This is a genomic window from Pseudomonas sp. Irchel s3h14 (assembly GCF_900187425.1).
GTDB lineage: Bacteria > Pseudomonadota > Gammaproteobacteria > Pseudomonadales > Pseudomonadaceae > Aquipseudomonas.
In genome coordinates this window covers 172344-193748 of record NZ_FYDJ01000008.1, presented here as the reverse complement: position 1 = coordinate 193748, position 21405 = coordinate 172344, and the positions used below count along the sequence as shown (strand labels likewise).

18 protein-coding genes and 2 tRNA genes are annotated in these 21405 nt (G+C 57.4%); 18 read left to right on the top strand and 2 right to left on the bottom strand.

What is annotated here, in order from left to right:
* Positions 1-17: 17 nt before the first annotated feature.
* Positions 18-1691: a DNA repair protein RecN gene (recN, locus tag CKW16_RS17825; protein ID WP_095129506.1), complete on the bottom strand. Its 1674-nt coding sequence runs from the start codon at positions 1689-1691 to the stop codon at positions 18-20.
* Positions 1692-1932: 241 nt separating this feature from the next.
* Here recN and grpE point away from each other — a divergent pair, with 241 nt between their 5' ends.
* The 8 genes from grpE (at position 1933) to CKW16_RS17785 (ending at position 12398) form a co-directional block, all read left to right on the top strand.
* Positions 1933-2499: a nucleotide exchange factor GrpE gene (grpE, locus tag CKW16_RS17820; RefSeq protein ID WP_033058135.1), complete on the top strand. Its 567-nt coding sequence runs from the start codon at positions 1933-1935 to the stop codon at positions 2497-2499.
* Between the two features lie 102 nt (positions 2500-2601).
* On the top strand, positions 2602-4518 hold the full coding sequence (gene dnaK, locus CKW16_RS17815; RefSeq protein WP_008149038.1) for a molecular chaperone DnaK: 1917 nt from the start codon (positions 2602-2604) through the stop codon (positions 4516-4518).
* 297 nt (positions 4519-4815) lie between these two features.
* The gene (gene dnaJ, locus CKW16_RS17810; protein ID WP_008149037.1) at positions 4816-5940 is read left to right on the top strand and encodes a molecular chaperone DnaJ; all 1125 of its coding nucleotides are present in this window, start codon (positions 4816-4818) and stop codon (positions 5938-5940) included.
* Between the two features lie 9 nt (positions 5941-5949).
* On the top strand, positions 5950-6756 hold the full coding sequence (dapB, locus tag CKW16_RS17805) for a 4-hydroxy-tetrahydrodipicolinate reductase (RefSeq protein ID WP_095129505.1): 807 nt from the start codon (positions 5950-5952) through the stop codon (positions 6754-6756).
* Positions 6757-7015: 259 nt separating this feature from the next.
* On the top strand, positions 7016-8152 hold the full coding sequence (gene carA, locus CKW16_RS17800; protein ID WP_095129504.1) for a glutamine-hydrolyzing carbamoyl-phosphate synthase small subunit: 1137 nt from the start codon (positions 7016-7018) through the stop codon (positions 8150-8152).
* Positions 8153-8270: 118 nt separating this feature from the next.
* Complete coding sequence (gene carB / locus CKW16_RS17795) at positions 8271-11492, top strand: carbamoyl-phosphate synthase large subunit (protein WP_095129503.1); 3222 nt, start codon at positions 8271-8273, stop codon at positions 11490-11492.
* Positions 11489-11965, top strand: coding sequence for a transcription elongation factor GreA (gene greA, locus CKW16_RS17790; protein ID WP_046045786.1), 477 nt, complete (start codon positions 11489-11491; stop codon positions 11963-11965). Before carB ends, greA begins: the two co-directional genes overlap by 4 nt.
* Before the next feature lie 28 nt (positions 11966-11993).
* Positions 11994-12398, top strand: coding sequence for an MFS transporter (locus CKW16_RS17785; protein WP_095129502.1), 405 nt, complete (start codon positions 11994-11996; stop codon positions 12396-12398).
* Positions 12399-12407: 9 nt separating this feature from the next.
* Here CKW16_RS17785 and CKW16_RS17780 read toward each other — a convergent pair whose 3' ends face one another.
* Entirely contained in the window at positions 12408-12716 is a 309-nt protein-coding gene (locus tag CKW16_RS17780) for a YhbY family RNA-binding protein (protein ID WP_008005472.1), read from the bottom strand.
* A gap of 101 nt (positions 12717-12817) precedes the next feature.
* Here CKW16_RS17780 and rlmE point away from each other — a divergent pair, with 101 nt between their 5' ends.
* From rlmE to nusA, 10 genes are all read left to right on the top strand, one after another.
* Positions 12818-13447 (top strand): 23S rRNA (uridine(2552)-2'-O)-methyltransferase RlmE, encoded by a 630-nt coding sequence (gene rlmE, locus CKW16_RS17775; protein WP_007900501.1) that lies wholly within the window; start codon positions 12818-12820, stop codon positions 13445-13447.
* A 202-nt stretch (positions 13448-13649) separates the two neighbouring features.
* On the top strand, positions 13650-15560 hold the full coding sequence (ftsH, locus tag CKW16_RS17770) for an ATP-dependent zinc metalloprotease FtsH (protein WP_033053619.1): 1911 nt from the start codon (positions 13650-13652) through the stop codon (positions 15558-15560).
* A gap of 8 nt (positions 15561-15568) precedes the next feature.
* Positions 15569-16420: a dihydropteroate synthase gene (folP, locus tag CKW16_RS17765; RefSeq protein ID WP_008149024.1), complete on the top strand. Its 852-nt coding sequence runs from the start codon at positions 15569-15571 to the stop codon at positions 16418-16420.
* Positions 16421-16436: 16 nt separating this feature from the next.
* Positions 16437-17774, top strand: a complete 1338-nt coding sequence (gene glmM, locus CKW16_RS17760; RefSeq protein WP_095129501.1) for a phosphoglucosamine mutase — start codon at positions 16437-16439, stop codon at positions 17772-17774.
* Between the two features lie 66 nt (positions 17775-17840).
* Complete coding sequence (gene tpiA / locus CKW16_RS17755; RefSeq protein WP_095129500.1) at positions 17841-18596, top strand: triose-phosphate isomerase; 756 nt, start codon at positions 17841-17843, stop codon at positions 18594-18596.
* Between the two features lie 4 nt (positions 18597-18600).
* Positions 18601-18984 (top strand): preprotein translocase subunit SecG, encoded by a 384-nt coding sequence (gene secG / locus CKW16_RS17750; RefSeq protein ID WP_060541200.1) that lies wholly within the window; start codon positions 18601-18603, stop codon positions 18982-18984.
* 22 nt (positions 18985-19006) lie between these two features.
* Positions 19007-19092 (top strand) — tRNA-Leu (locus CKW16_RS17745).
* Positions 19093-19188: 96 nt separating this feature from the next.
* Positions 19189-19265 (top strand) — tRNA-Met (locus tag CKW16_RS17740).
* Positions 19266-19403: 138 nt separating this feature from the next.
* Positions 19404-19862 (top strand): ribosome maturation factor RimP, encoded by a 459-nt coding sequence (gene rimP, locus CKW16_RS17735; protein WP_010463487.1) that lies wholly within the window; start codon positions 19404-19406, stop codon positions 19860-19862.
* A 47-nt stretch (positions 19863-19909) separates the two neighbouring features.
* Complete coding sequence (gene nusA / locus CKW16_RS17730; protein ID WP_095129499.1) at positions 19910-21391, top strand: transcription termination factor NusA; 1482 nt, start codon at positions 19910-19912, stop codon at positions 21389-21391.
* The last annotated feature ends 14 nt before the right edge of the window (positions 21392-21405 follow it).

Genomic DNA, 21405 nt, shown 5'->3' with positions numbered 1-21405 from the left:
CGTGCTTTCTGCCGGTCTTAAATTTTCGCGGTGACGACCATTTTCCTGGCGTGAGCCAGAGATTCCTTTGTAAGGTCGATGCCTCCCAGCATCCGCGCCACTTCTTCGACACGATCGTTCTTGCTCAGCTTGGAGACGGCTGTGTGAGTGGCATCTTCGCCGCGCACTTTGTGTACGAATAGATGTTGATGTCCCTGCGCTGCTACTTGCGGCAAGTGAGTTACCGTCAATACCTGTCCGCGCTCTCCAAGTCGACGCAGCAATTGGCCTACGATTTCGGCGGTCGGACCACCGATGCCCACGTCCACTTCGTCGAACACCAGGGTCGGTACGCGGGAGGTCTGCGCGGTGATCACCTGAATCGCCAGGCTGATCCGTGACAATTCGCCGCCGGATGCCACTTTTGCCAGTGCTTTCAAAGGTTGGCCCGGGTTAGCACTCACCAGCAGCTCTACCTGCTCAAGGCCATTGGGTAGCAGTTCATCGCTACTGTTGGGGCGCAGCTCGATAGTGAAGCGCCCGCCGGGCATGCCCAGTCGCTGGATTTCATGCTCCACGGCGCTGGCTAGGCTGTTCGAGGCCTGATGGCGCAAATCGCTCAGCTCGCGAGCCTTCTCTTGATAATGACGGGCATAGGAGGCCAGTTCATCGCTCAGTCGCTCGATGGATTCGTCGTTGGCATTCAGGGTTTCGATTTCATCCAGCAAGCGCTGCTGCATCTCAGCCACTTCGGTCGGCTGGATGCGGTGTTTGCGCGCCATGGTATAGATCGCATCAAGGCGTTCCTCCAGGTACTGAAGACGCGCTGGATCAGCATCGAAATTATCAAGGAAGCGATTCAGTTCTCCCACGGCTTCTTCGACCTGGATCTGTGCACTGGTCAGCAGGCTGCTGGCTTCACCCAGGGCCCCAATCGAATTGTTGACGCTCGAAAGGCGATTGAGGCTGGCGGTGAGGGCGTTCAGCACATTCCCGGAATCACTTTCGCTGCATTGCTCGACCACTTGCCGGCAAATGCCCAGCAGGGTTTCGGCATTGGTCAGGTTCTTGTGTTCCTGTTCCAGCTGCTCCAGCTCGTTTTCGCCGAGGCCGAGGTTTTCCAGCTCTTCGAGTTGATAACTGAGCAATTGATGGCGAGCGCGCTGCTCGTCGCCGGAGTTGGAAAGGCGTTCAAGTTCCTGGCGGGTCTGGCGCCAGCGTTGGGCGGCCAGGTGTACCTGACGGGCAAGGTCTGTTGCACCTGCGTACTCGTCGAGCAGGCGGCGGTGCGTGTCGGTCTTGAGCAGGGATTGATGTTCATGCTGGCTGTGGATATCGATCAGCAGTTCACCCAGGGCTTTGAGGTCGCCGAGGGGGCAGGGCGTGCCGTTGATGTAGCCACGCGAGCGTCCTTCAGCGGTGATCACCCGGCGCAGGATGCACGGGCCATCGCTCTCCAGGTCACGCTCGGCCAGCCAGGCGCTGGCTTCCGGAATATCGACCAGGTCGAAGGTTGCCAGGATATCGGCCTTGTCGGCGCCGGGACGGACCACGCCGCTGTCGGCGCGATCACCCAGGGTCAGGCCGAGGGCGTCGAGCATGATCGACTTGCCGGCGCCGGTTTCCCCAGTGATCACGCTCATCCCGCGATCGAGTTCGAGATCGAGATGTTCAACGATGGCGTAGTTATGTACGGACAGGTGCACCAGCATAAAGGCCGCTCCCAGGCTTTAGGTCTGGTTATTTATACAGTGTTTTGTTTCTGGCTGACAATGCCCTCCCTTAGCTCTATTTGCTTGATCCGACGAAATCCTTAGTGCGCCCGGGAATGACAATGCAGCTGTTTTTTGTAGGGTTAATAAATCAGCGCCCCTTGAAGCTGAATTTTGCGGCCCCATATAGCTGGGCAGAAGCGCGAGTTGAGCTCGCGGACGATATTGAAAGGAGAAATCTATGGCTGACGAACAGACAGTGGATACGCAAAATCTAGACGCCGATCAGGCTGCCCAGGATTCGGGTGATGAACTGGCGGCTCGTGTTCAAGTGCTCGAAGAGCAATTGGCTGGCGCTCATGATCAGGCTTTGCGTGTAGCGGCTGATCTGCAGAACGTCCGCCGTCGCGCCGAGCAGGATGTAGAAAAGGCTCACAAGTTCGCACTGGAGAAATTCGCCGGTGACTTGTTGCCGATCATCGACAGCCTGGAGCGTGGTCTGGAGTTGTCCAGCCCGGATGACGAAAGCATCCGTCCAATGCGCGAAGGCATCGAGCTGACCCTGAAAATGTTCCAGGACACCCTGAAGCGTTATCAGCTGGAAGCGATCGATCCGCATGGCGAACCGTTCAACGCCGTTCAGCATCAGGCAATGGCCATGCAGGAAAGCGCAGACGTCGAGCCGAACAGCGTGCTCAAGGTGTTCCAGAAGGGCTACCAGCTCAACGGTCGCCTGCTGCGCCCGGCCATGGTCGTGGTCAGCAAGGCTCCGGCGCCGGTTTCGCCTTCGATTGACGAGCAGGCTTGAAATTAGCCGCAAGGCCCCCATTTAGAAGTCAAGCGTTTAAGTGCTACCGCAGTTAGCCACCACTGCTGCGGCAACCAAATCCAAAGTTTCGGGAGAGTGAACATGGGCAAAATTATCGGTATCGACCTGGGGACTACCAACTCCTGCGTCTCCGTGCTTGAAAACGGCGTAGCCAAAGTTATTGAAAACGCTGAAGGCACGCGTACCACGCCGTCGATCATCGCTTACGCCAACGATGGTGAAATCCTCGTTGGCCAATCGGCCAAGCGTCAGGCTGTGACCAATCCGCACAACACCCTGTATGCGGTGAAGCGTCTGATCGGTCGTAAGTTCGACGAAGAAGTCGTACAGAAAGACATCAAGATGGTCCCGTACAAAATCGCCAAGGCTGATAACGGCGACGCGTGGGTTGAAGTGAACGGCCAGAAAATGTCGCCGCCACAAATCTCGGCTGAAATTCTGAAGAAAATGAAGAAGACCGCCGAAGACTACCTCGGCGAGCCAGTGACCGAAGCGGTGATCACCGTTCCGGCCTACTTCAACGACAGCCAGCGTCAAGCCACCAAAGACGCCGGCCGCATCGCGGGCCTGGACGTAAAACGTATCATCAACGAACCAACCGCAGCCGCTCTGGCTTACGGTATGGACAAGGCGAAGGGCGATCACACCGTGATCGTTTACGACTTGGGCGGCGGTACTTTCGACGTTTCCGTGATCGAAATCGCTGAAGTCGATGGCGAGCACCAGTTCGAAGTATTGGCCACCAACGGTGACACGTTCCTGGGCGGTGAAGACTTTGACATTCGTCTGATCGACTACCTCGTCGACGAATTCAAGAAAGAAAGCGGCATGAACCTTAAAGGTGACCCGCTGGCCATGCAGCGCCTGAAAGAAGCCGCTGAAAAAGCCAAGATCGAACTGTCTTCGAGCAATTCGACCGACGTGAACCTGCCGTACATCACTGCAGACGCCACCGGTCCTAAGCACTTGAACGTGAAAATCTCCCGCGCCAAGCTCGAAGCGCTGGTAGAAGACCTGGTTCAACGCACCATCGAACCTTGCCGCATCGCTCTGAAAGACTCTGGCATCGACATTGGCGCCATCAACGACGTGATCCTGGTCGGCGGCCAGACCCGTATGCCACTGGTTCAGAAGCTGGTGACCGAATTCTTCGGTAAAGAAGCGCGTAAAGATGTGAACCCGGACGAAGCGGTTGCCATGGGTGCTGCTATCCAGGGCGCAGTATTGGCCGGTGACGTGAAAGACGTTCTGCTGCTGGACGTTAGCCCGCTGACTCTGGGTATCGAAACCATGGGTGGCGTGATGACCGCGCTGATCGAGAAAAACACCACGATTCCTACCAAGAAATCGCAAGTGTTCTCGACTGCCGACGACAACCAGGGCGCTGTGACCATTCACGTGCTGCAAGGTGAGCGTAAGCAAGCCGCTCAGAACAAGTCTTTGGGCAAGTTCGATCTGGCCGAGATTCCACCAGCACCACGTGGCGTGCCACAAATTGAAGTGACCTTCGACATCGACGCCAACGGCATTCTGCACGTAGGCGCCAAAGACAAGGCTACCGGCAAGACTCAGTCGATCGTGATCAAGGCCAACTCCGGTCTGTCCGAGGAAGAAATTCAGCAGATGATTCGCGATGCTGAAGCCAACGTCGACGCAGATCGCCAGTTCGAAGAGCTGGCAACCGCTCGCAACCAGGGCGATGCGCTGGTTCACTCGACTCGCAAAATGGTCGCAGACGCTGGCGATAAAGTGACTGCTGAAGAGAAGACTGCAATCGAAGCTGCTGTTGTTGCGCTGGAAGCCGCTGTCAAAGGCGACGACAAAGCGGCAATCGAAGCCAAGGTTGAAGAGCTGTCGAAAGTCTCCGCTCCAGTAGCGCAGAAGATGTACGCCGAGCAGGCTCAACCTGCTGAAGGTGCTGCACCGCAAGGCGAATCGGCTGAGAAGGCTGACGACGTCGTCGACGCTGAGTTCGAAGAAGTCAAAGACCACAAGTAAGTTGTTGGTCGGCCGGTTGACTGCCTTTAGGCAGTGACTGGTAGGATGTCGCCGCGCGGGGGCTTGCTCCCGCGTTGGCGTGTCTGGAGTTAGCGAATTTTTACAGCATGCGACAACGCTCGGGTGCTGATGGTATGGCCGGGAATGCTCCTGCTTTTCGAGCCGAAAGTACCGCATCGAATCAAAGACCAGGATCGTTGAATTGACGTGAGTTGGGTCCGGGCCTGTATTGGGGCTCAACGAGTTTGGCAAGGCTCAGGAGAGGTTTGCCGAACGTCCTTAAGAGTGCAAAGACTTATGGCAAAGCGTGACTATTACGAAGTATTGGGTGTTGAGCGTGGCTCAAGCGAAGCAGACCTGAAAAAGGCCTACCGTCGCCTGGCGATGAAGCACCACCCGGACCGTAATCCCGATGACAAAGCGTCGGAAGATATGTTCAAGGAGGCCAACGAGGCCTACGAAGTGCTGTCCGATTCCAGCAAGCGCGCGGCGTACGACCAGTACGGTCATGCCGGTGTCGACCCAAGCATGGGTGGCGGCGGTGCGGGGTTTGGCGGTCAGAACTTCTCCGACATCTTTGGTGATGTCTTCAGTGACTTCTTCGGCGGCGGTCGCGGCGGTTCTCGTGGCGGCGCTCAGCGCGGCAGCGACCTGCGTTACACCCTGGAACTGAATCTGGAAGAAGCGGTGCGCGGTACAACCGTGAATATCCGTGTTCCGACATTGGTCAACTGCAAGCCGTGCGACGGTTCGGGTGCCAAGAAAGGCTCCTCGCCGATCACTTGCCCGACGTGTGGCGGTATCGGTCAAGTCCGTATGCAGCAGGGCTTTTTCTCGGTGCAGCAGACGTGCCCGCGCTGCCATGGCCAGGGCAAGATCATTTCCGATCCGTGCGACTCGTGCGACGGTCAAGGTCGTGTCGAAGAGTACAAGACCCTCTCGGTGAAAGTGCCGGCCGGTGTCGATACCGGTGACCGCATTCGTCTGTCCGGCGAAGGCGAGGCGGGGGCTCAGGGTGGTCCGACTGGCGACCTGTATGTGGTGATCAACGTGCGTGAGCACGCGATCTTCCAGCGCGACGGCAAGCACCTGTTCTGCGAAGTGCCAATCAGTTTTGTCGATGCTGCGCTGGGTGGCGAGCTGGAGATTCCGACCCTTGATGGTCGAGTCAAACTGAAAATCCCTGAAGGGACTCAGACCGGCAAGCAGTTCCGTGTTCGCGGCAAGGGCGTTGCGCCAGTGCGCGGCGGCGGTGCTGGTGACTTGATGTGCCGAGTGGCGGTCGAAACCCCTGTCAATCTGGGGCGTCGTCAGCGTGAACTGCTGGAAGAGTTCCGTAGCTCGCTGGCAGATGACAACAGTCATTCGCCTAAAACCACGGGTTGGTTCGAAGGCGTGAAGCGCTTCTTCGGCGATTTGTAAGGAGTCGGCATGCGACGTATAGCTGTGATGGGCGCTGCCGGGCGCATGGGCAAGATTCTGGTCGAGGCGGTGCAGCAACGCGCGCCGCTGACCGGGCTGACGGCAGCCATCGTACGCCCCGGCAGCACGCTGATTGGCGTGGATGCTGGTGAACTGGCCTCGCTGGGGCGCATCGGCGTTCCACTGTCCGGCAATCTGGACGCGGTGGCTGATGAGTTCGACGTGCTGATCGACTTCACGCTTCCGGAAGTCATGCTGAAAAACCTGGCGTTCTGCCGTAAGGCGGGTAAGGCCATGGTGATCGGCACGACGGGGTTGGACGCCGCGCAAAAGCAGTTGCTGGCCGAGGCCGGCAAGGATATTCCGATCGTGTTCGCGGCCAATTTCAGTGTCGGTGTAAACCTGTCGCTGAAGCTGCTCGACATGGCTGCTCGTGTGCTGGGTGATGAGGCGGATATCGAGATCATCGAGGCTCATCATCGGCACAAGATCGATGCGCCTTCAGGTACGGCTCTGCGCATGGGTGAAGTCATCGCCAATGCGTTGGATCGTGATCTGCAGAAGGTTGCGGTCTATGGTCGTGAAGGCCATACCGGTGCTCGCGAGCGTGAAACGATCGGCTTTGCCACTGTTCGCGGTGGTGATGTGGTCGGCGATCATACGGTGCTGTTCGCCTGTGAGGGTGAGCGACTGGAGATCACGCATAAAGCGTCCAGTCGCATGACCTTCGCCAAGGGCGCGGTGCGTGCTGCGTTGTGGCTGGACGGTCGTGAGCCGGGTCTTTACGACATGCAAGACGTGCTCGATCTGCGTTAAGATGCCCCCGAAATCGGGTTCCAACACAGCGTTTGGGCCCGATTTTATTACGCCAAGCGACGTCCTGTCGCATTCTCCGGCCTTTAAGGCTCATTGGCGGTAGACCAAAAATGCCTTTTTCTGTAAGCTACAGCTTTAGTGTGTCCACTAAAAGCGCGCAGAATTATTCGGTGAAGAAGCGGGGTGACGTGTCCATACGTCACTCCGCTTTTTTACAACCTGCGATCGCCCTTTCAGGCTTTATTTACGGGAGGTCTTCTTGACTAAGCCAGCCATACTCGCCCTTGCTGATGGCAGCATTTTTCGCGGCGAAGCCATTGGAGCCGACGGTCAGACCGTTGGAGAGGTGGTGTTCAACACCGCCATGACCGGCTATCAGGAAATCCTTACCGATCCTTCCTACGCCCAACAGATTGTTACCCTGACTTACCCGCACATCGGTAACACCGGCACCACGCCGGAAGACGCCGAGTCCGACCGCGTCTGGTCCGCGGGCCTGGTTATCCGTGACCTGCCACTGGTTGCGAGCAACTGGCGTAACACGATGTCTCTGTCCGACTACCTGAAAGCCAACAACGTTGTGGCAATCGCTGGTATCGACACTCGCCGCCTGACGCGCATCCTGCGTGAAAAAGGCGCGCAGAACGGCTGCATCATGGCCGGTGACAACATTTCCGAAGAAACCGCCATCGCCGCCGCTCAGGGTTTTCCTGGCCTCAAAGGCATGGACCTGGCGAAAGTCGTCAGCACCAAAGAGAAATACGAGTGGCGCTCGACTGTCTGGGATTTGAAAACCGACAGCCACGCAACCATCGAAGCCTCTGAGCTGCCGTACCACGTGGTTGCCTACGACTACGGCGTCAAGCTGAACATCCTGCGCATGCTGGTCGAGCGCGGTTGCCGCGTGACCGTGGTGCCGGCACAGACACCAGCGGCTGAAGCGCTGGCATTGAAGCCGGACGGCGTGTTCCTGTCCAACGGCCCTGGTGACCCGGAGCCTTGCGACTACGCGATCCAGGCGATCAAGGATGTGCTGGAAACCGAAATTCCGGTCTTCGGTATCTGCCTTGGTCACCAACTGCTGGCCCTGGCCTCCGGTGCCAAGACCCTGAAAATGGGTCACGGCCACCACGGTGCCAACCACCCGGTCCAGGATCTGGATACCGGTGTGGTGATGATCACCAGCCAGAACCACGGTTTTGCGGTAGACGAAACGACCCTGCCAGCCAACGTCCGGGCGATCCACAAATCGCTGTTCGACGGCACCCTGCAAGGTATCGAGCTAACCGACAAGAGCGCCTTCAGCTTCCAGGGTCACCCTGAAGCCAGCCCTGGCCCGAACGACGTAGCACCACTGTTTGATCGCTTCATCAATGAAATGGCCAAGCGACGCTGATCGCTCGCCTTGATGTAGCAAAGCTTGAGGGCGGTCCCGACACCGGCGGCCCCCTCAAGACTTCAAAGATTGAACAAGACGGCTTGCCGACTGACCTGCGGATTTGAGTGACAAACCCATGCCAAAACGTACAGACATTAAAAGCATCCTGATTCTCGGCGCTGGCCCGATCGTGATCGGCCAGGCCTGCGAATTCGACTACTCCGGCGCCCAGGCCTGTAAAGCCCTGCGCGAGGAGGGTTACCGCGTCATCCTGGTGAACTCCAACCCAGCGACCATCATGACCGACCCGGACATGGCCGACGCCACCTACATCGAGCCGATCAAGTGGCAGACCGTTGCCAAGATCATCGAGAAAGAGCGTCCGGACGCGCTGCTGCCGACCATGGGTGGTCAGACCGCTCTGAACTGCGCACTGGATCTGGAGCGCGAAGGCGTTCTGGAGAAGTTCGGCGTAGAGATGATCGGCGCCAACGCTGACACCATCGACAAGGCTGAAGACCGTTCGCGCTTCGACAAGGCGATGAAATCCATCGGCCTGGACTGCCCGCGTTCGGGTATCGCCCACAGCATGGAAGAGGCCAACGTGGTCCTCGAGAAGCTTGGCTTCCCGTGCATCATCCGTCCGTCCTTCACCATGGGCGGCACCGGTGGCGGTATCGCTTACAACCGTGAAGAGTTCGAAGAAATCTGCGCCCGTGGCCTCGACCTGTCGCCGACAAAAGAGCTGCTGATCGACGAATCCCTGATCGGCTGGAAAGAATATGAGATGGAGGTTGTCCGCGATAAGAAGGACAACTGCATCATCGTCTGCTCCATCGAAAACTTTGACCCGATGGGTGTGCACACCGGTGACTCGATCACCGTTGCTCCGGCACAAACCCTGACGGACAAGGAATACCAGATCATGCGTAACGCCTCGTTGGCGGTATTGCGTGAGATCGGCGTGGAAACCGGCGGCTCCAACGTTCAGTTTGGCATCTGCCCGGACACTGGCCGTATGGTCGTGATCGAGATGAACCCGCGTGTATCCCGCTCTTCGGCGCTGGCCTCGAAAGCCACTGGTTTCCCGATTGCGCGTATCGCTGCCAAGTTGGCGATCGGCTACACCCTGGACGAACTGCAGAACGAAATCACCGGCGGCGCTACTCCTGCATCCTTCGAGCCGTCCATCGACTACGTCGTGACCAAGCTGCCACGCTTCGCCTTCGAGAAATTCCCGAAAGCCGACGCGCGCCTGACCACTCAAATGAAGTCGGTGGGTGAAGTCATGGCCATCGGCCGGACTTTCCAGGAATCCCTGCAGAAAGCCCTGCGCGGTCTGGAAGTGGGCGTTTGCGGCCTGGACGAGAAGCTCGACCTGAGCAATCCGGAAAGCATGAGCATCCTCAAGCGCGAACTGACCGTGCCGGGTGCTGAGCGTATCTGGTACGTGGCTGACGCCTTCCGTGCCGGCCTGTCGGTTGAAGACATCTTCGGCATGAACATGATCGACCCGTGGTTCCTGGTGCAGATCGAAGATCTGATCAAGGAAGAAGAGAAGGTCAAGACCCTGGGTCTGGCCAGCATCGACCGCGACGTGATGTTCCGCCTCAAGCGCAAAGGCTTCTCCGACATGCGTCTGGCCAAGCTGCTGGGCGTGACCGAGAAGGCTCTGCGTCGCCACCGTCACAAACTTGAAATTTTCCCGGTCTACAAGCGCGTTGACACCTGCGCGGCCGAGTTCGCCACCGACACCGCTTACCTCTACTCGACGTACGAGGAAGAGTGTGAAGCCGCGCCGTCGGGCCGCGACAAGATCATGATCCTCGGCGGCGGTCCAAACCGTATCGGCCAGGGCATCGAGTTCGACTACTGCTGCGTACACGCGGCATTGGCCCTGCGCGAAGACGGTTACGAGACCATCATGGTCAACTGCAACCCGGAAACCGTTTCCACCGACTACGACACCTCTGATCGCCTGTACTTCGAACCAGTCACCCTGGAAGACGTACTGGAAATCGTCCGCGTCGAGAAGCCGAAAGGCGTGATCGTCCAGTACGGCGGCCAAACCCCGCTGAAACTGGCTCGTGCCCTGGAAGAAGCTGGCGTACCGATCATCGGCACCAGCCCTGACGCCATCGACCGTGCCGAAGACCGTGAGCGCTTCCAGCAAATGGTCGAGCGCCTGAACCTGCGTCAGCCGCCAAACGCCACCGTGCGCAGCGAAGATGAAGCGATTCGTGCTGCCAGCAAGATCGGTTACCCGCTGGTGGTTCGTCCGTCCTATGTACTGGGCGGTCGCGCGATGGAAATCGTTTACGAAGAAGAAGAACTCAAGCGCTACCTGCGCGATGCAGTGAAAGTGTCCAACGACAGCCCGGTGCTGCTCGACCACTTCCTCAACTGCGCCATCGAAATGGACGTGGATGCAGTCTGCGACGGCACCGATGTGGTGATCGGCGCGATCATGCAGCACATCGAGCAGGCCGGCGTTCACTCCGGTGACTCCGCGTGCTCCCTGCCGCCGTACTCGCTGCCTGCACACATCCAGGACGAGATGCGCGAACAGGTCAAGAAAATGGCCCTGGAACTGGGCGTTGTCGGCCTGATGAACGTTCAGTTGGCGCTGCAAGGCGAAGACATCTACGTCATCGAAGTCAACCCACGCGCTTCCCGTACCGTACCGTTCGTGTCCAAGTGCATCGGTGTTTCCCTGGCGATGATCGCGGCTCGCGTGATGGCCGGTAAAACCCTGAAAGAAATCGGCTTCACCAAAGAAATCATTCCGAACTTCTACAGTGTGAAAGAGGCGGTGTTCCCATTCGCCAAATTCCCTGGCGTGGACCCGATCCTGGGCCCAGAGATGAAGTCCACGGGTGAAGTGATGGGCGTGGGCGACACCTTCGGTGAAGCGTTTGCCAAAGCCCAAATGGGCGCCAGCGAAGTGCTGCCGACCGGCGGTACCGCATTCATCAGCGTGCGTGATGACGACAAGCCACTGGTTGCAGGCGTGGCCCGTGATCTGATCAACTTGGGCTTCGAAGTGGTCGCCACTGCCGGTACTGCGAAGCTGATCGAAGCCGCAGGCCTGAAAGTGCGTCGTGTGAACAAGGTGACTGAAGGTCGTCCGCACGTGGTCGACATGATCAAGAATGACGAAGTCACCCTGATCATCAACACCACCGAAGGTCGTCAATCGATCGCCGATTCGTACTCCATTCGTCGTAATGCCTTGCAGCACAAGATTTACTGCACCACTACCATTGCTGCTGGCGAAGCTATCTGCGAAGCGCTGAAGTTCGGTCCCGAGAAGACCGTGCGCCGCTTGCAGGATCTACACGCAGGATTGAAGGCATGATCAAATACCCAATGACCGTCAAGGGCGCTAAAGCCCTGGAAGAAGAACACGCTCACTTGACCAAGGTCGTCCGTCCGAAGCTCAGCCAGGACATCGGTACGGCCCGCGAGTTGGGTGACTTGAAAGAAAACGCCGAATACCACGCTGCTCGCGAGCAGCAAGGTATGGTCGAGGCGCGGATCCGCGACATCGAAGGCCGCATGCAAAACGCGGTGATCATTGATGTCACGACCATTCCTCACACCGGCAAAGTGATTTTCGGCACCACCGTTGAAATCGCCAACGTCGAGACAGATGAAAGCGTCACTTACCACATCGTTGGTGAGGATGAGGCTGACTTCAAGCTCGGCAAGATTTCGGTCGGCTCGCCATTGGCCCGCGCCTTGATTGCCAAGGAAGAGGGTGATGTGGTTGCCGTGAAAACGCCTGGCGGCGTTATCGAGTACGAGATTGTCGAAGTTCGCCACATCTAAGCGCAGGCGCCCGCTACGTGCGGGCGCCATGCTTTGGCAGCTGACTCAGATGTTGTGGGTTGGTGGTCTGTGGCTGTTGCACATCGGTCTGCTGCCGGTGCTGGGCAAAATTGGCCTGGCACCGCTGCTGATCGACGAAATCGCAGGCATGCTTGATGCGCTGATGGTGGGGTTCGCCGCAGCGTGTGTGATTTTTCAGGCTTTGGTGCTGGTTCAGGCCGAGGGCCTTGCCAGTCTATGGCGCGATATTCGCGGGCAACTGCTGCTGGTGGCGCTGTATGCGTGTGCGATGTATGCCGCGGTGCGTATCGGCTGGCCGGATGCCGTGCGTTGGCAGGTGTTCAGCTATCTTGTTCTGGGCTTTTCCGGGCTGGTGCTGGTGTTGCAGTCGGTGCCTGGATGGAGTGGCAGGGTGCGCGAAGCACACCCTTGACACTTGTCATCACTTGAAGCGATGGACGTTCGACAGCTGCTTGTTGACGCTGAAGTTCTTGCGGTAAATCAGTGCCATCTTGCCGATGACCTGAACCAGGTCCGCTTTGCCGACCTTGCACAGTTCTGCAATGTTCGCCAGACGCGACTCGCGATCGAGGATGTTGAGCTTGATTTTAATCAGCTCGTGATCCGCCAAAGCGCGTTCAAGTTCGGCTAACACACCTTCAGTCAAACCGTTGTCAGCCACAGTCAAAACTGGTTTCAGATGGTGGCCAATGGATTTGTACTGTTTCTTCTGCTCTTGAGTGAGCGGCATAATCTGACCCTTTAGTCTGGATTCTGTAAAATGGCGGCCATTTTACCCGAGGGTTCGTGGATCCGCCCAATTAATCACGACCCTTATCATCGAGGTGCCCAATGGCGCGTTCCAAGACAAGCCTTGGTTGGCTGAAAAGACATGTCAATGATCCCTATGTGAAGCAGGCGCAGAAGGATGGTTACCGCTCGCGTGCGAGTTACAAGCTTCTGGAGGTCCAGGAGAAATACAAGCTGATCCGTCCGGGCATGAGCGTTGTCGACCTGGGTGCGGCGCCCGGCGGCTGGTCGCAGGTCACTAGTCGGCTGATCGGTGGTCAGGGGCGTCTGATCGCCTCGGACATCCTGGAAATGGACAGCATTCCGGACGTGACTTTCATCCAGGGTGACTTCACCCAGGACGAAGTGCTCGCTCAGATCCTTGAAGCCGTGGGTAATTCGCAGGTGGACCTTGTGATTTCCGATATGGCCCCCAATATGAGTGGTACGCCTGAGGTGGACATGCCAAAAGCCATGTTTCTATGTGAGCTGGCTCTTGATCTGGCGGCTCGGATACTCAAGCCGGGTGGTAATTTCGTGATCAAGGTGTTTCAGGGCGAAGGGTTTGATGCTTACGTGAAGGACGCTCGTCAGAAATTCGACAAGGTCCAGATGATCAAGCCGGACTCTTCCCGTGGCAGTTCCCGCGAGCAATACATGCTGGCTTGGGGCTACCGCGGCCGTAGTGAGTAAATCGAGGTTTTTTTGCGGGGTGATAGGTTTTTCGTATTTCGCCCCGTGAGCATTAGCGAATATTGTGTAGAAAGTGTTTCACAAAGGGTTACAGACGGCGCCTGCCAGAGCCGTAGGTAATGTAGTAAGTTAGGCCGGTGAATATCATGCGAAGCGCGCGCCATTAGCGGAGCTTGCTTCAGAGGGTAGTTAATTGAACGATATGGCAAAGAATCTGATCCTGTGGTTGATCATCGCGGCTGTCCTGGTGACAGTGATGAACAACTTCTCCAGCCCTAACGAGCCGCAGACCCTCAACTATTCCGACTTCATCCAGCAGGTCAAGGATGGAAAGGTAGAGCGCGTAGCGGTTGACGGCTATGTGATTACCGGCAAACGCAACGATGGCGACAGCTTCAAGACCATTCGTCCGGCAATCCAGGACAACGGTCTGATCGGCGACCTCGTGGACAACCATGTCGTAGTCGAAGGCAAACAGCCTGAACAGCAAAGCATCTGGACTCAGCTCCTGGTCGCAAGCTTCCCGATCCTGGTGATCATCGCCGTGTTCATGTTCTTCATGCGGCAGATGCAGGGCGGCGCCGGTGGCAAGGGCGGGCCAATGAGCTTCGGCAAGAGCAAGGCGCGCCTGCTCTCCGAGGATCAGGTGAAAACCACTTTGGGTGACGTTGCCGGTTGTGACGAAGCCAAGGAGGAAGTCGGCGAGTTGGTCGAGTTCCTGCGTGATCCGGGCAAGTTCCAGCGTCTGGGCGGCCGCATTCCTCGCGGTGTGCTGATGGTGGGTCCTCCAGGTACCGGTAAAACATTGCTGGCCAAAGCGATTGCCGGCGAAGCAAAAGTACCGTTCTTCACCATTTCCGGTTCCGATTTTGTCGAAATGTTCGTCGGTGTCGGTGCCAGCCGTGTTCGTGACATGTTCGAGCAGGCCAAGAAACACGCGCCATGCATCATCTTCATCGATGAAATCGACGCCGTCGGTCGCCACCGTGGTGCCGGTATGGGCGGCGGTCATGACGAGCGCGAGCAGACTCTCAACCAGTTGCTGGTAGAGATGGACGGCTTCGAAATGAACGACGGCATCATCGTCATCGCTGCAACCAACCGTCCGGACGTACTGGACCCTGCGTTGCTGCGTCCGGGCCGTTTCGACCGTCAGGTTGTCGTCGGTCTGCCGGATATCCGTGGTCGCGAGCAGATTCTCAAGGTTCACATGCGAAAAGTGCCAATGGGTGATGACGTCGCTCCGGCTGTGATCGCTCGTGGTACCCCTGGTTTCTCCGGCGCCGACCTGGCTAACCTGGTGAACGAAGCGTCGTTGTTTGCGGCTCGTGCCGGCAAGCGCATCGTCGAAATGAAAGAGTTCGAGTTGGCCAAAGACAAGATCATGATGGGCGCCGAGCGCAAATCCATGGTCATGTCCGAGAAAGAGAAGCAGAACACCGCTTACCACGAGGCAGGTCACGCTATTGTCGGGCGCGTCGTGCCTGAGCATGATCCGGTCTACAAGGTGTCGATCATTCCGCGCGGTCGTGCGCTGGGCGTGACCATGTTCCTGCCGGAAGAAGATCGCTACAGCCTGTCCAAGCGTGCGTTGATCAGTCAGATCTGCTCGTTGTACGGCGGCCGTATTGCTGAAGAAATGACCTTGGGCTTCGACGGTGTCACCACCGGTGCGTCAAACGACATCATGCGTGCCAGTCAGATCGCACGGAACATGGTAACCAAGTGGGGCTTGTCGGAAAAACTCGGCCCGTTGATGTACGCAGAAGAAGAGGGCGAAGTGTTCCTCGGTCGCGGCGGCGGTGGTCAGGGTGCAAGCTTCTCTGGCGAGACAGCCAAGTTGATCGACTCCGAAGTGCGCAGCATCATTGACCAGTGCTACGGCACCGCCAAGCAGATCCTCACCGATAACCGTGACAAACTCGACGCCATGGCTGATGCCTTGATGAAGTACGAAACGATCGATGCTGATCAGATCGACGACATCATGGCGGGTCGTACGCCTCGTGAACCTCGCGACTGGTCAGGCGGCACCGGTACCTCCGGAACTCCTCCGGTGGCACAGGATCCGCGTCCGGAAACACCGATCGGCGGTCCGGCTGCTGACGTTTAAGGTTTGAAATGACTTCTGTTCAGTCCTCGACCCGGTTGCCTTGCGGCAATCGGGTTCTTGATTTAGCCCTGACGCACGTCATGGGTATTCTCAATGTCACTCCCGATTCCTTCTCTGATGGCGGCCAATATAGCCAGCTCGATGCGGCCTTGCGCCACGCTGAGGCTATGGTGGCGGCTGGCGCGACGTTGATTGATGTCGGTGGCGAATCGACCCGGCCGGGTGCCAGGGTGGTTTCACCGCTGGAAGAGCTTGAGCGCGTAGCTCCGGTCGTCGAACGAATACACCGCGAGCTGGATGTAATTATCTCGGTCGACACTTCCACACCAGCTGTCATGCGCGAAGCCGCACGACTTGGTGCGGGGTTGATCAATGACGTGCGTTCGTTGCGGCGCGATGGTGCTCTGGATGCGGCCGCAGCCACTGGCCTGCCGGTCTGTCTGATGCATATGCTCGGTGAACCGGGCGACATGCAGGACAATCCGCAGTATCAGGACGTCACGAAAGAGGTGGGCGAGTTTCTCGCCGAGCGCATGGCTCAGTGTGCGTCGGTAGGCATTACAGCGGACCGGATCATCCTTGATCCGGGCTTTGGCTTCGCAAAAACCTTGCAGCACAATCTAAGCTTGTTCAAGCATATGGAGGCCCTGCATGCCTTGGGGCGGCCCCTGTTGGTCGGGGTTTCGCGAAAGAGCATGATAGGTCAGGCATTGAATCGTCCGGTTGGTGAGCGTCTGTATGGTGGTCTGGCGCTTGCAGCGCTGGCTTCGGTCAAGGGCGCGCGTATATTGCGCGTCCATGATGTGGCCGAAACCGTCGATGTGGTGCGGATGATCGCTGCAGTGGAATCAGCCGAATAAGAATGATGGAGTACTTATGACTAAGAAATACTTTGGCACCGATGGCATTCGTGGTCGGGTCGGCGAATATCCGATTACTCCTGACTTCATGCTCAAGCTCGGCTGGGCTGCTGGTATGGCGTTCCGCAAAATGGGCGCCTGCAAGGTATTGGTGGGTAAGGACACTCGGATCTCCGGCTATATGTTCGAATCTGCGCTCGAGGCCGGGCTTACGTCGGCAGGAGCCGATGTCATGCTCCTGGGCCCGATGCCGACACCGGCCATCGCCTACCTGACTCGTACCTTCCAGGCCGAAGCGGGCATCGTGATCAGTGCCTCGCACAACCCTCACGATGACAATGGCATCAAGTTTTTCTCCGGGAAGGGCACCAAGCTTCCGGATGAAGTCGAGCATATGATCGAAGAGTTGCTCGACACCCCGATGACTGTGGTTGAGTCGAGCAAGATCGGCAAGGTATCGCGCATCAACGATGCTTCAGGCCGCTATATCGAATTCTGCAAAAGCAGCGTCCCGACGGGCACCAGCTTCGCGGGCCTGAAGATCGTGATCGACTGCGCTCACGGTGCGACCTACAAGGTGGCTCCGAGTGTATTCCGTGAGCTGGGGGCCGATGTCGTTGTGCTTTCTGCTCATCCTAACGGCCTGAACATCAATGAAAATTGCGGTTCAACCCATATGGGGCCGCTGCAAGCCGCTGTATTGGCCGAGCATGCCGATTTGGGTATCGCCTTTGATGGTGATGGTGACCGCGTTCAGATGGTTGATCATACCGGTGCTGTTGTCGACGGTGATGAGTTGCTGTTCATCATTGCTCGCGACCTGCATGAGCACGGCAAGTTGCAGGGCGGTGTGGTCGGTACGCTGATGAGTAACCTGGGGTTGGAATTGGCCCTGGCGGATCTGGCAATTCCTTTTGTGCGGGCCAATGTTGGCGACCGATACGTAATCTCCGAGTTGCTGGAGCGCGATTGGCTGGTGGGTGGTGAAAATTCGGGCCACATTGTCTGCTTCAACCACACCACAACCGGTGACGCGATCATTGCCGCATTGCAGGTATTGATGGCGCTGAAGGCCCGCTCCGAGGGGCTGGCGCAATCGCGTCAGGCGCTGCGCAAGTGCCCTCAGGTGCTGATCAATGTACGATTTGGCGGCGGTGCGAGCCCTCTTGATCATCCATCCGTCAAGGAGGCAAGCGAGCGCGTTACCAAGGCTATGGCTGGTCGTGGGCGCGTGCTGTTGCGCAAGTCCGGGACGGAGCCGCTGGTGCGGGTAATGGTCGAAGGCGAGGACGAAACACAGGTTCGCGGCTACGCCGAAGAGCTGGCAAAACTGGTTACTGAAGTTTCTGCCTGATTTCGGCTTGCCAGCCATGATTGTGTTGGGTAACATCTGCGCCCACTTTGACCGACGAGGTACAGCATGCGTCGCCCTATGGTAGCTGGTAACTGGAAGATGCACGGTACCCGCGCCAGCGTCGCTGAGCTGATCAATGGCCTTCGTCATCTGGCCTTGCCGAGCGATGTTGATGTAGCGGTATTCCCGTCTTGCTTGCATATCAATCAAGTGATTGATGGCTTGAAGGAAAAGTCGATTTCGGTCGGCGCGCAGAACTCTGCGGTGGAATCCATGCAAGGTGCGTTGACCGGTGAAGTTGCGCCGAGTCAGTTGGTGGATGCAGGATGTTCCTTGGTGCTTGTCGGGCACTCCGAGCGCCGCCAGATAATGGGCGAGCAGGACGGAATGCTGATTCGCAAGTTCGCAGCGGCACAGGCATGTGGCTTGATTCCGGTGTTGTGCGTAGGGGAAACCCTTGAAGAGCGCGAGGCTGGAAAAACTCTTGAGGTTGTCGGGCGTCAGCTAGGCAGTATCATAGAGGAGCTGGGTGTTGGTGCCTTTGCAAAGGCAGTAATCGCTTACGAGCCGGTCTGGGCCATTGGTACCGGGCTGACTGCTTCGCCGCAACAGGCGCAGGATGTGCATGCAGCCATTCGCGCTCAGTTGGCGGCAGAGAATTCTGAGGTCGCACAAGGTGTGCGGCTTCTATACGGCGGCAGCGTGAAGGCGGCCAATGCGGTCGAACTGTTCGGCATGCCGGATATCGATGGGGGGCTCATTGGTGGGGCTTCCCTGAATGCAGATGAGTTCGGTGCGATTTGTCGCGCCGCGGGAAACTGAAAAAATGCTGGAAACAGTCGTAGTCGTTTTTCATCTGCTGGGTGCATTGGGCGTAGTTGCTCTGGTATTGCTGCAGCAGGGTAAAGGTGCGGATGCTGGCGCGTCTTTCGGAGCAGGTGCTTCAAATACTGTGTTCGGAAGCCAAGGTTCCTCTACCTTTCTTAGTAAGTTTACTGCTATACTTGCCGCCGGTTTCTTCATAACCAGCTTAGGGTTAGGTTACTTTGCTAAAGAGAAGGCTCAAGAGCTGACTCAAGTAGGTTTGCCAAACCCGGCAGTGTTGGAAGTTCCAAAGCAACAACCGGCTTCTGATGATGTACCGGTGCTTCAAGAGCAAAAGTCGGCTACTCCAGCGACTGACGTACCTCCAGCTCAAGAGCAAAAGTAAGAAGGGTTTCAAACGTAGTATTGCCGAGGTGGTGGAATTGGTAGACACGCAACCTTGAGGTGGTTGTGCCCATAGGGTGTAGGGGTTCGAGTCCCCTTCTCGGTACCAATTATCAGGAGAGCCCGCTGTTGCGGGCTTTCTTGTAGGTGGAAGGTTACATTGACCCTGTCAGGGATCGGTCGTATACTTCCGCCCCAGCTTTGTCGCGGGGTGGAGCAGTCTGGTAGCTCGTCGGGCTCATAACCCGAAGGTCGTCGGTTCAAATCCGGCCCCCGCAACCAGTTTAAGGAGCCCCTTTTAAGGGGCTTTTTGTTAGCTGGACACTTTCAACGCCGCTGTTCGACGGCGTTTCAAGGATGGGCGTTTCGCCCATTTTTTTATTTTGCACAGCATGCACATACATGCACGAGGGGGTTCAGGTGTCGAGCAAGCTAGAAGAGTTGCAGGCCTTGCTGGCCCCGGTGGTCGTGGCCCTAGGCTATGAATGCTGGGGTATTGAGTTTTCGGCTCAAGGTCGCCACTCAATGTTGCGCGTTTATATTGATAAAGAGGGCGGCGTGCTGGTGGACGATTGTGCCATTGTCAGCCGTCAGATCAGCGGTGTCCTGGATGTTGAAGATCCAATCGCCGTTGAATACACCCTTGAAGTTTCCTCGCCTGGCATGGAACGCCCGCTGTTCACTATTGAGCAGTTTGCAAAATTTGCCGGTGAACAAGTGAAGATCAAGCTGCGCTCGCCTTTTGAAGGCCGACGCAACTTTCAGGGCCTTCTGCGCGGTGTAGAAGAGCAGGACGTCGTGGTGCAGGTAGAAGACCATGAGTTCCTGTTGCCGATCGATATGATCGACAAGGCCAACATTATTCCCAGTTTTGACTGAGACGCGGATCCCGCGGATCCAATGGCTTGCGAAAGGCGAGGCGTACGATGAGCAAAGAAGTACTGCTGGTTGTTGAGTCGGTATCCAATGAAAAGGGCGTACCGGCAAACGTAATTTTTGAAGCGCTGGAGCTGGCTCTGGCCACTGCTACCAAAAAGCGTTTCGAGGACGAAGTCGATCTGCGTGTGGAAATCAATCGCCACACCGGTGCTTACGAGACATTCCGTCGCTGGACGGTCGTCGAAGAAGCAGACCTGGACGATCCGGCCATCGAAACCTGGCCGAGCAAGGTTGCAGAAACGCATCCTGGTGCTCAGGTTGGCGATGTAGTCGAAGATAAGATCGAATCCATCGAGTTCGGCCGCATCGCTGCACAGACTGCCAAGCAAGTCATCGTGCAGAAAGTTCGCGAAGCCGAGCGCGCTCAAGTCGTTGATGCCTATCGCGAGCGCCTGGGGGAAATCATCTCCGGCACCGTGAAGAAAGTGACCCGCGACAACGTGATCGTCGACCTGGGCAACAATGCTGAAGCGTTGCTGGCTCGTGAAGACATCATTTCTCGCGAAACCTTCCGGGTTGGCGTGCGTCTGCGTGCGCTGCTCAAGGAAATCCGCACCGAGAACCGCGGCCCGCAGCTGATCCTGTCGCGTACTGCGCCGGAAATGCTGATCGAGTTGTTCCGCATCGAAGTGCCGGAAATCGCTGAAGGCCTGATCGAAGTAATGGCAGCATCCCGTGACCCGGGTTCGCGCGCCAAGATCGCGGTCCGCTCCAAGGACAAACGCATCGACCCGCAAGGCGCTTGCATCGGAATGCGCGGTTCGCGCGTCCAGGCAGTGTCGGGTGAGTTGGGCGGTGAGCGTGTAGACATCGTCCTGTGGGACGATAACCCGGCTCAGTTCGTGATCAATGCAATGTCGCCGGCTGAAGTGGCGGCAATTATCGTTGACGAAGATGCCCATGCAATGGACATCGCCGTTGGCGCAGACAATCTGGCTCAGGCCATTGGTCGGGGTGGTCAGAACGTGCGTCTGGCTAGCCAGTTGACTGGCTGGACCCTGAACGTGATGACCGAATCGGACATCCAGGCTAAGCAGCAAGCAGAAACCGGCGACATCCTGCGCAACTTCATCGACGAGCTGGAAGTCGACGAAGACCTGGCACAGGTGCTGGTAGATGAAGGCTTTACCAGCCTGGAAGAGATTGCCTACGTACCGTTGGAAGAAATGCTCAACATCGACGGCTTTGACGAAGAAACCGTCAACGAGCTTCGCGCTCGCGCCAAGGATCGTTTGTTGACCAAAGCCATCGCTACTGAGGAAAAGCTGGCAGACGCCCATCCGGCCGAAGACCTGCTCTCGCTTGAGGGTATGGACAAGGATTTGGCGATGGAACTGGCGGTGCGCGGCGTAATTACCCGCGAAGACCTGGCCGAGCAGTCTATTGACGACCTGCTCGACATCGACGGCATTGACGATGATCGTGCCGGCAAGTTGATCATGGCCGCCCGAGCCCACTGGTTCGAGTAATTAGGCGCGGCCTG

Bases quoted from the DNA above. Each gene is read 5' to 3' on its own strand.
- nusA (WP_095129499.1), top strand. From the start codon at position 19,910: ATGAGCAAAGAAGTACTGCTGGTTGTTGAGTCGGTATCCAATGAAAAG.
- CKW16_RS17780 (WP_008005472.1), bottom strand. From the start codon at position 12,716: ATGCCGCTCACTCAAGAGCAGAAGAAACAGTACAAATCCATTGGCCAC.
- ftsH (WP_033053619.1), top strand. From the start codon at position 13,650: ATGGCAAAGAATCTGATCCTGTGGTTGATCATCGCGGCTGTCCTGGTG.
- dnaK (WP_008149038.1), top strand. From the start codon at position 2,602: ATGGGCAAAATTATCGGTATCGACCTGGGGACTACCAACTCCTGCGTC.
- tpiA (WP_095129500.1), top strand. From the start codon at position 17,841: ATGCGTCGCCCTATGGTAGCTGGTAACTGGAAGATGCACGGTACCCGC.
- dnaJ (WP_008149037.1), top strand. From the start codon at position 4,816: ATGGCAAAGCGTGACTATTACGAAGTATTGGGTGTTGAGCGTGGCTCA.
- folP (WP_008149024.1), top strand. From the start codon at position 15,569: ATGACTTCTGTTCAGTCCTCGACCCGGTTGCCTTGCGGCAATCGGGTT.
- glmM (WP_095129501.1), top strand. From the start codon at position 16,437: ATGACTAAGAAATACTTTGGCACCGATGGCATTCGTGGTCGGGTCGGC.
- carB (WP_095129503.1), top strand. From the start codon at position 8,271: ATGCCAAAACGTACAGACATTAAAAGCATCCTGATTCTCGGCGCTGGC.
- dapB (WP_095129505.1), top strand. From the start codon at position 5,950: ATGCGACGTATAGCTGTGATGGGCGCTGCCGGGCGCATGGGCAAGATT.
- CKW16_RS17785 (WP_095129502.1), top strand. From the start codon at position 11,994: ATGCTTTGGCAGCTGACTCAGATGTTGTGGGTTGGTGGTCTGTGGCTG.
- rlmE (WP_007900501.1), top strand. From the start codon at position 12,818: ATGGCGCGTTCCAAGACAAGCCTTGGTTGGCTGAAAAGACATGTCAAT.
- grpE (WP_033058135.1), top strand. From the start codon at position 1,933: ATGGCTGACGAACAGACAGTGGATACGCAAAATCTAGACGCCGATCAG.
- greA (WP_046045786.1), top strand. From the start codon at position 11,489: ATGATCAAATACCCAATGACCGTCAAGGGCGCTAAAGCCCTGGAAGAA.
- secG (WP_060541200.1), top strand. From the start codon at position 18,601: ATGCTGGAAACAGTCGTAGTCGTTTTTCATCTGCTGGGTGCATTGGGC.
- recN (WP_095129506.1), bottom strand. From the start codon at position 1,691: ATGCTGGTGCACCTGTCCGTACATAACTACGCCATCGTTGAACATCTC.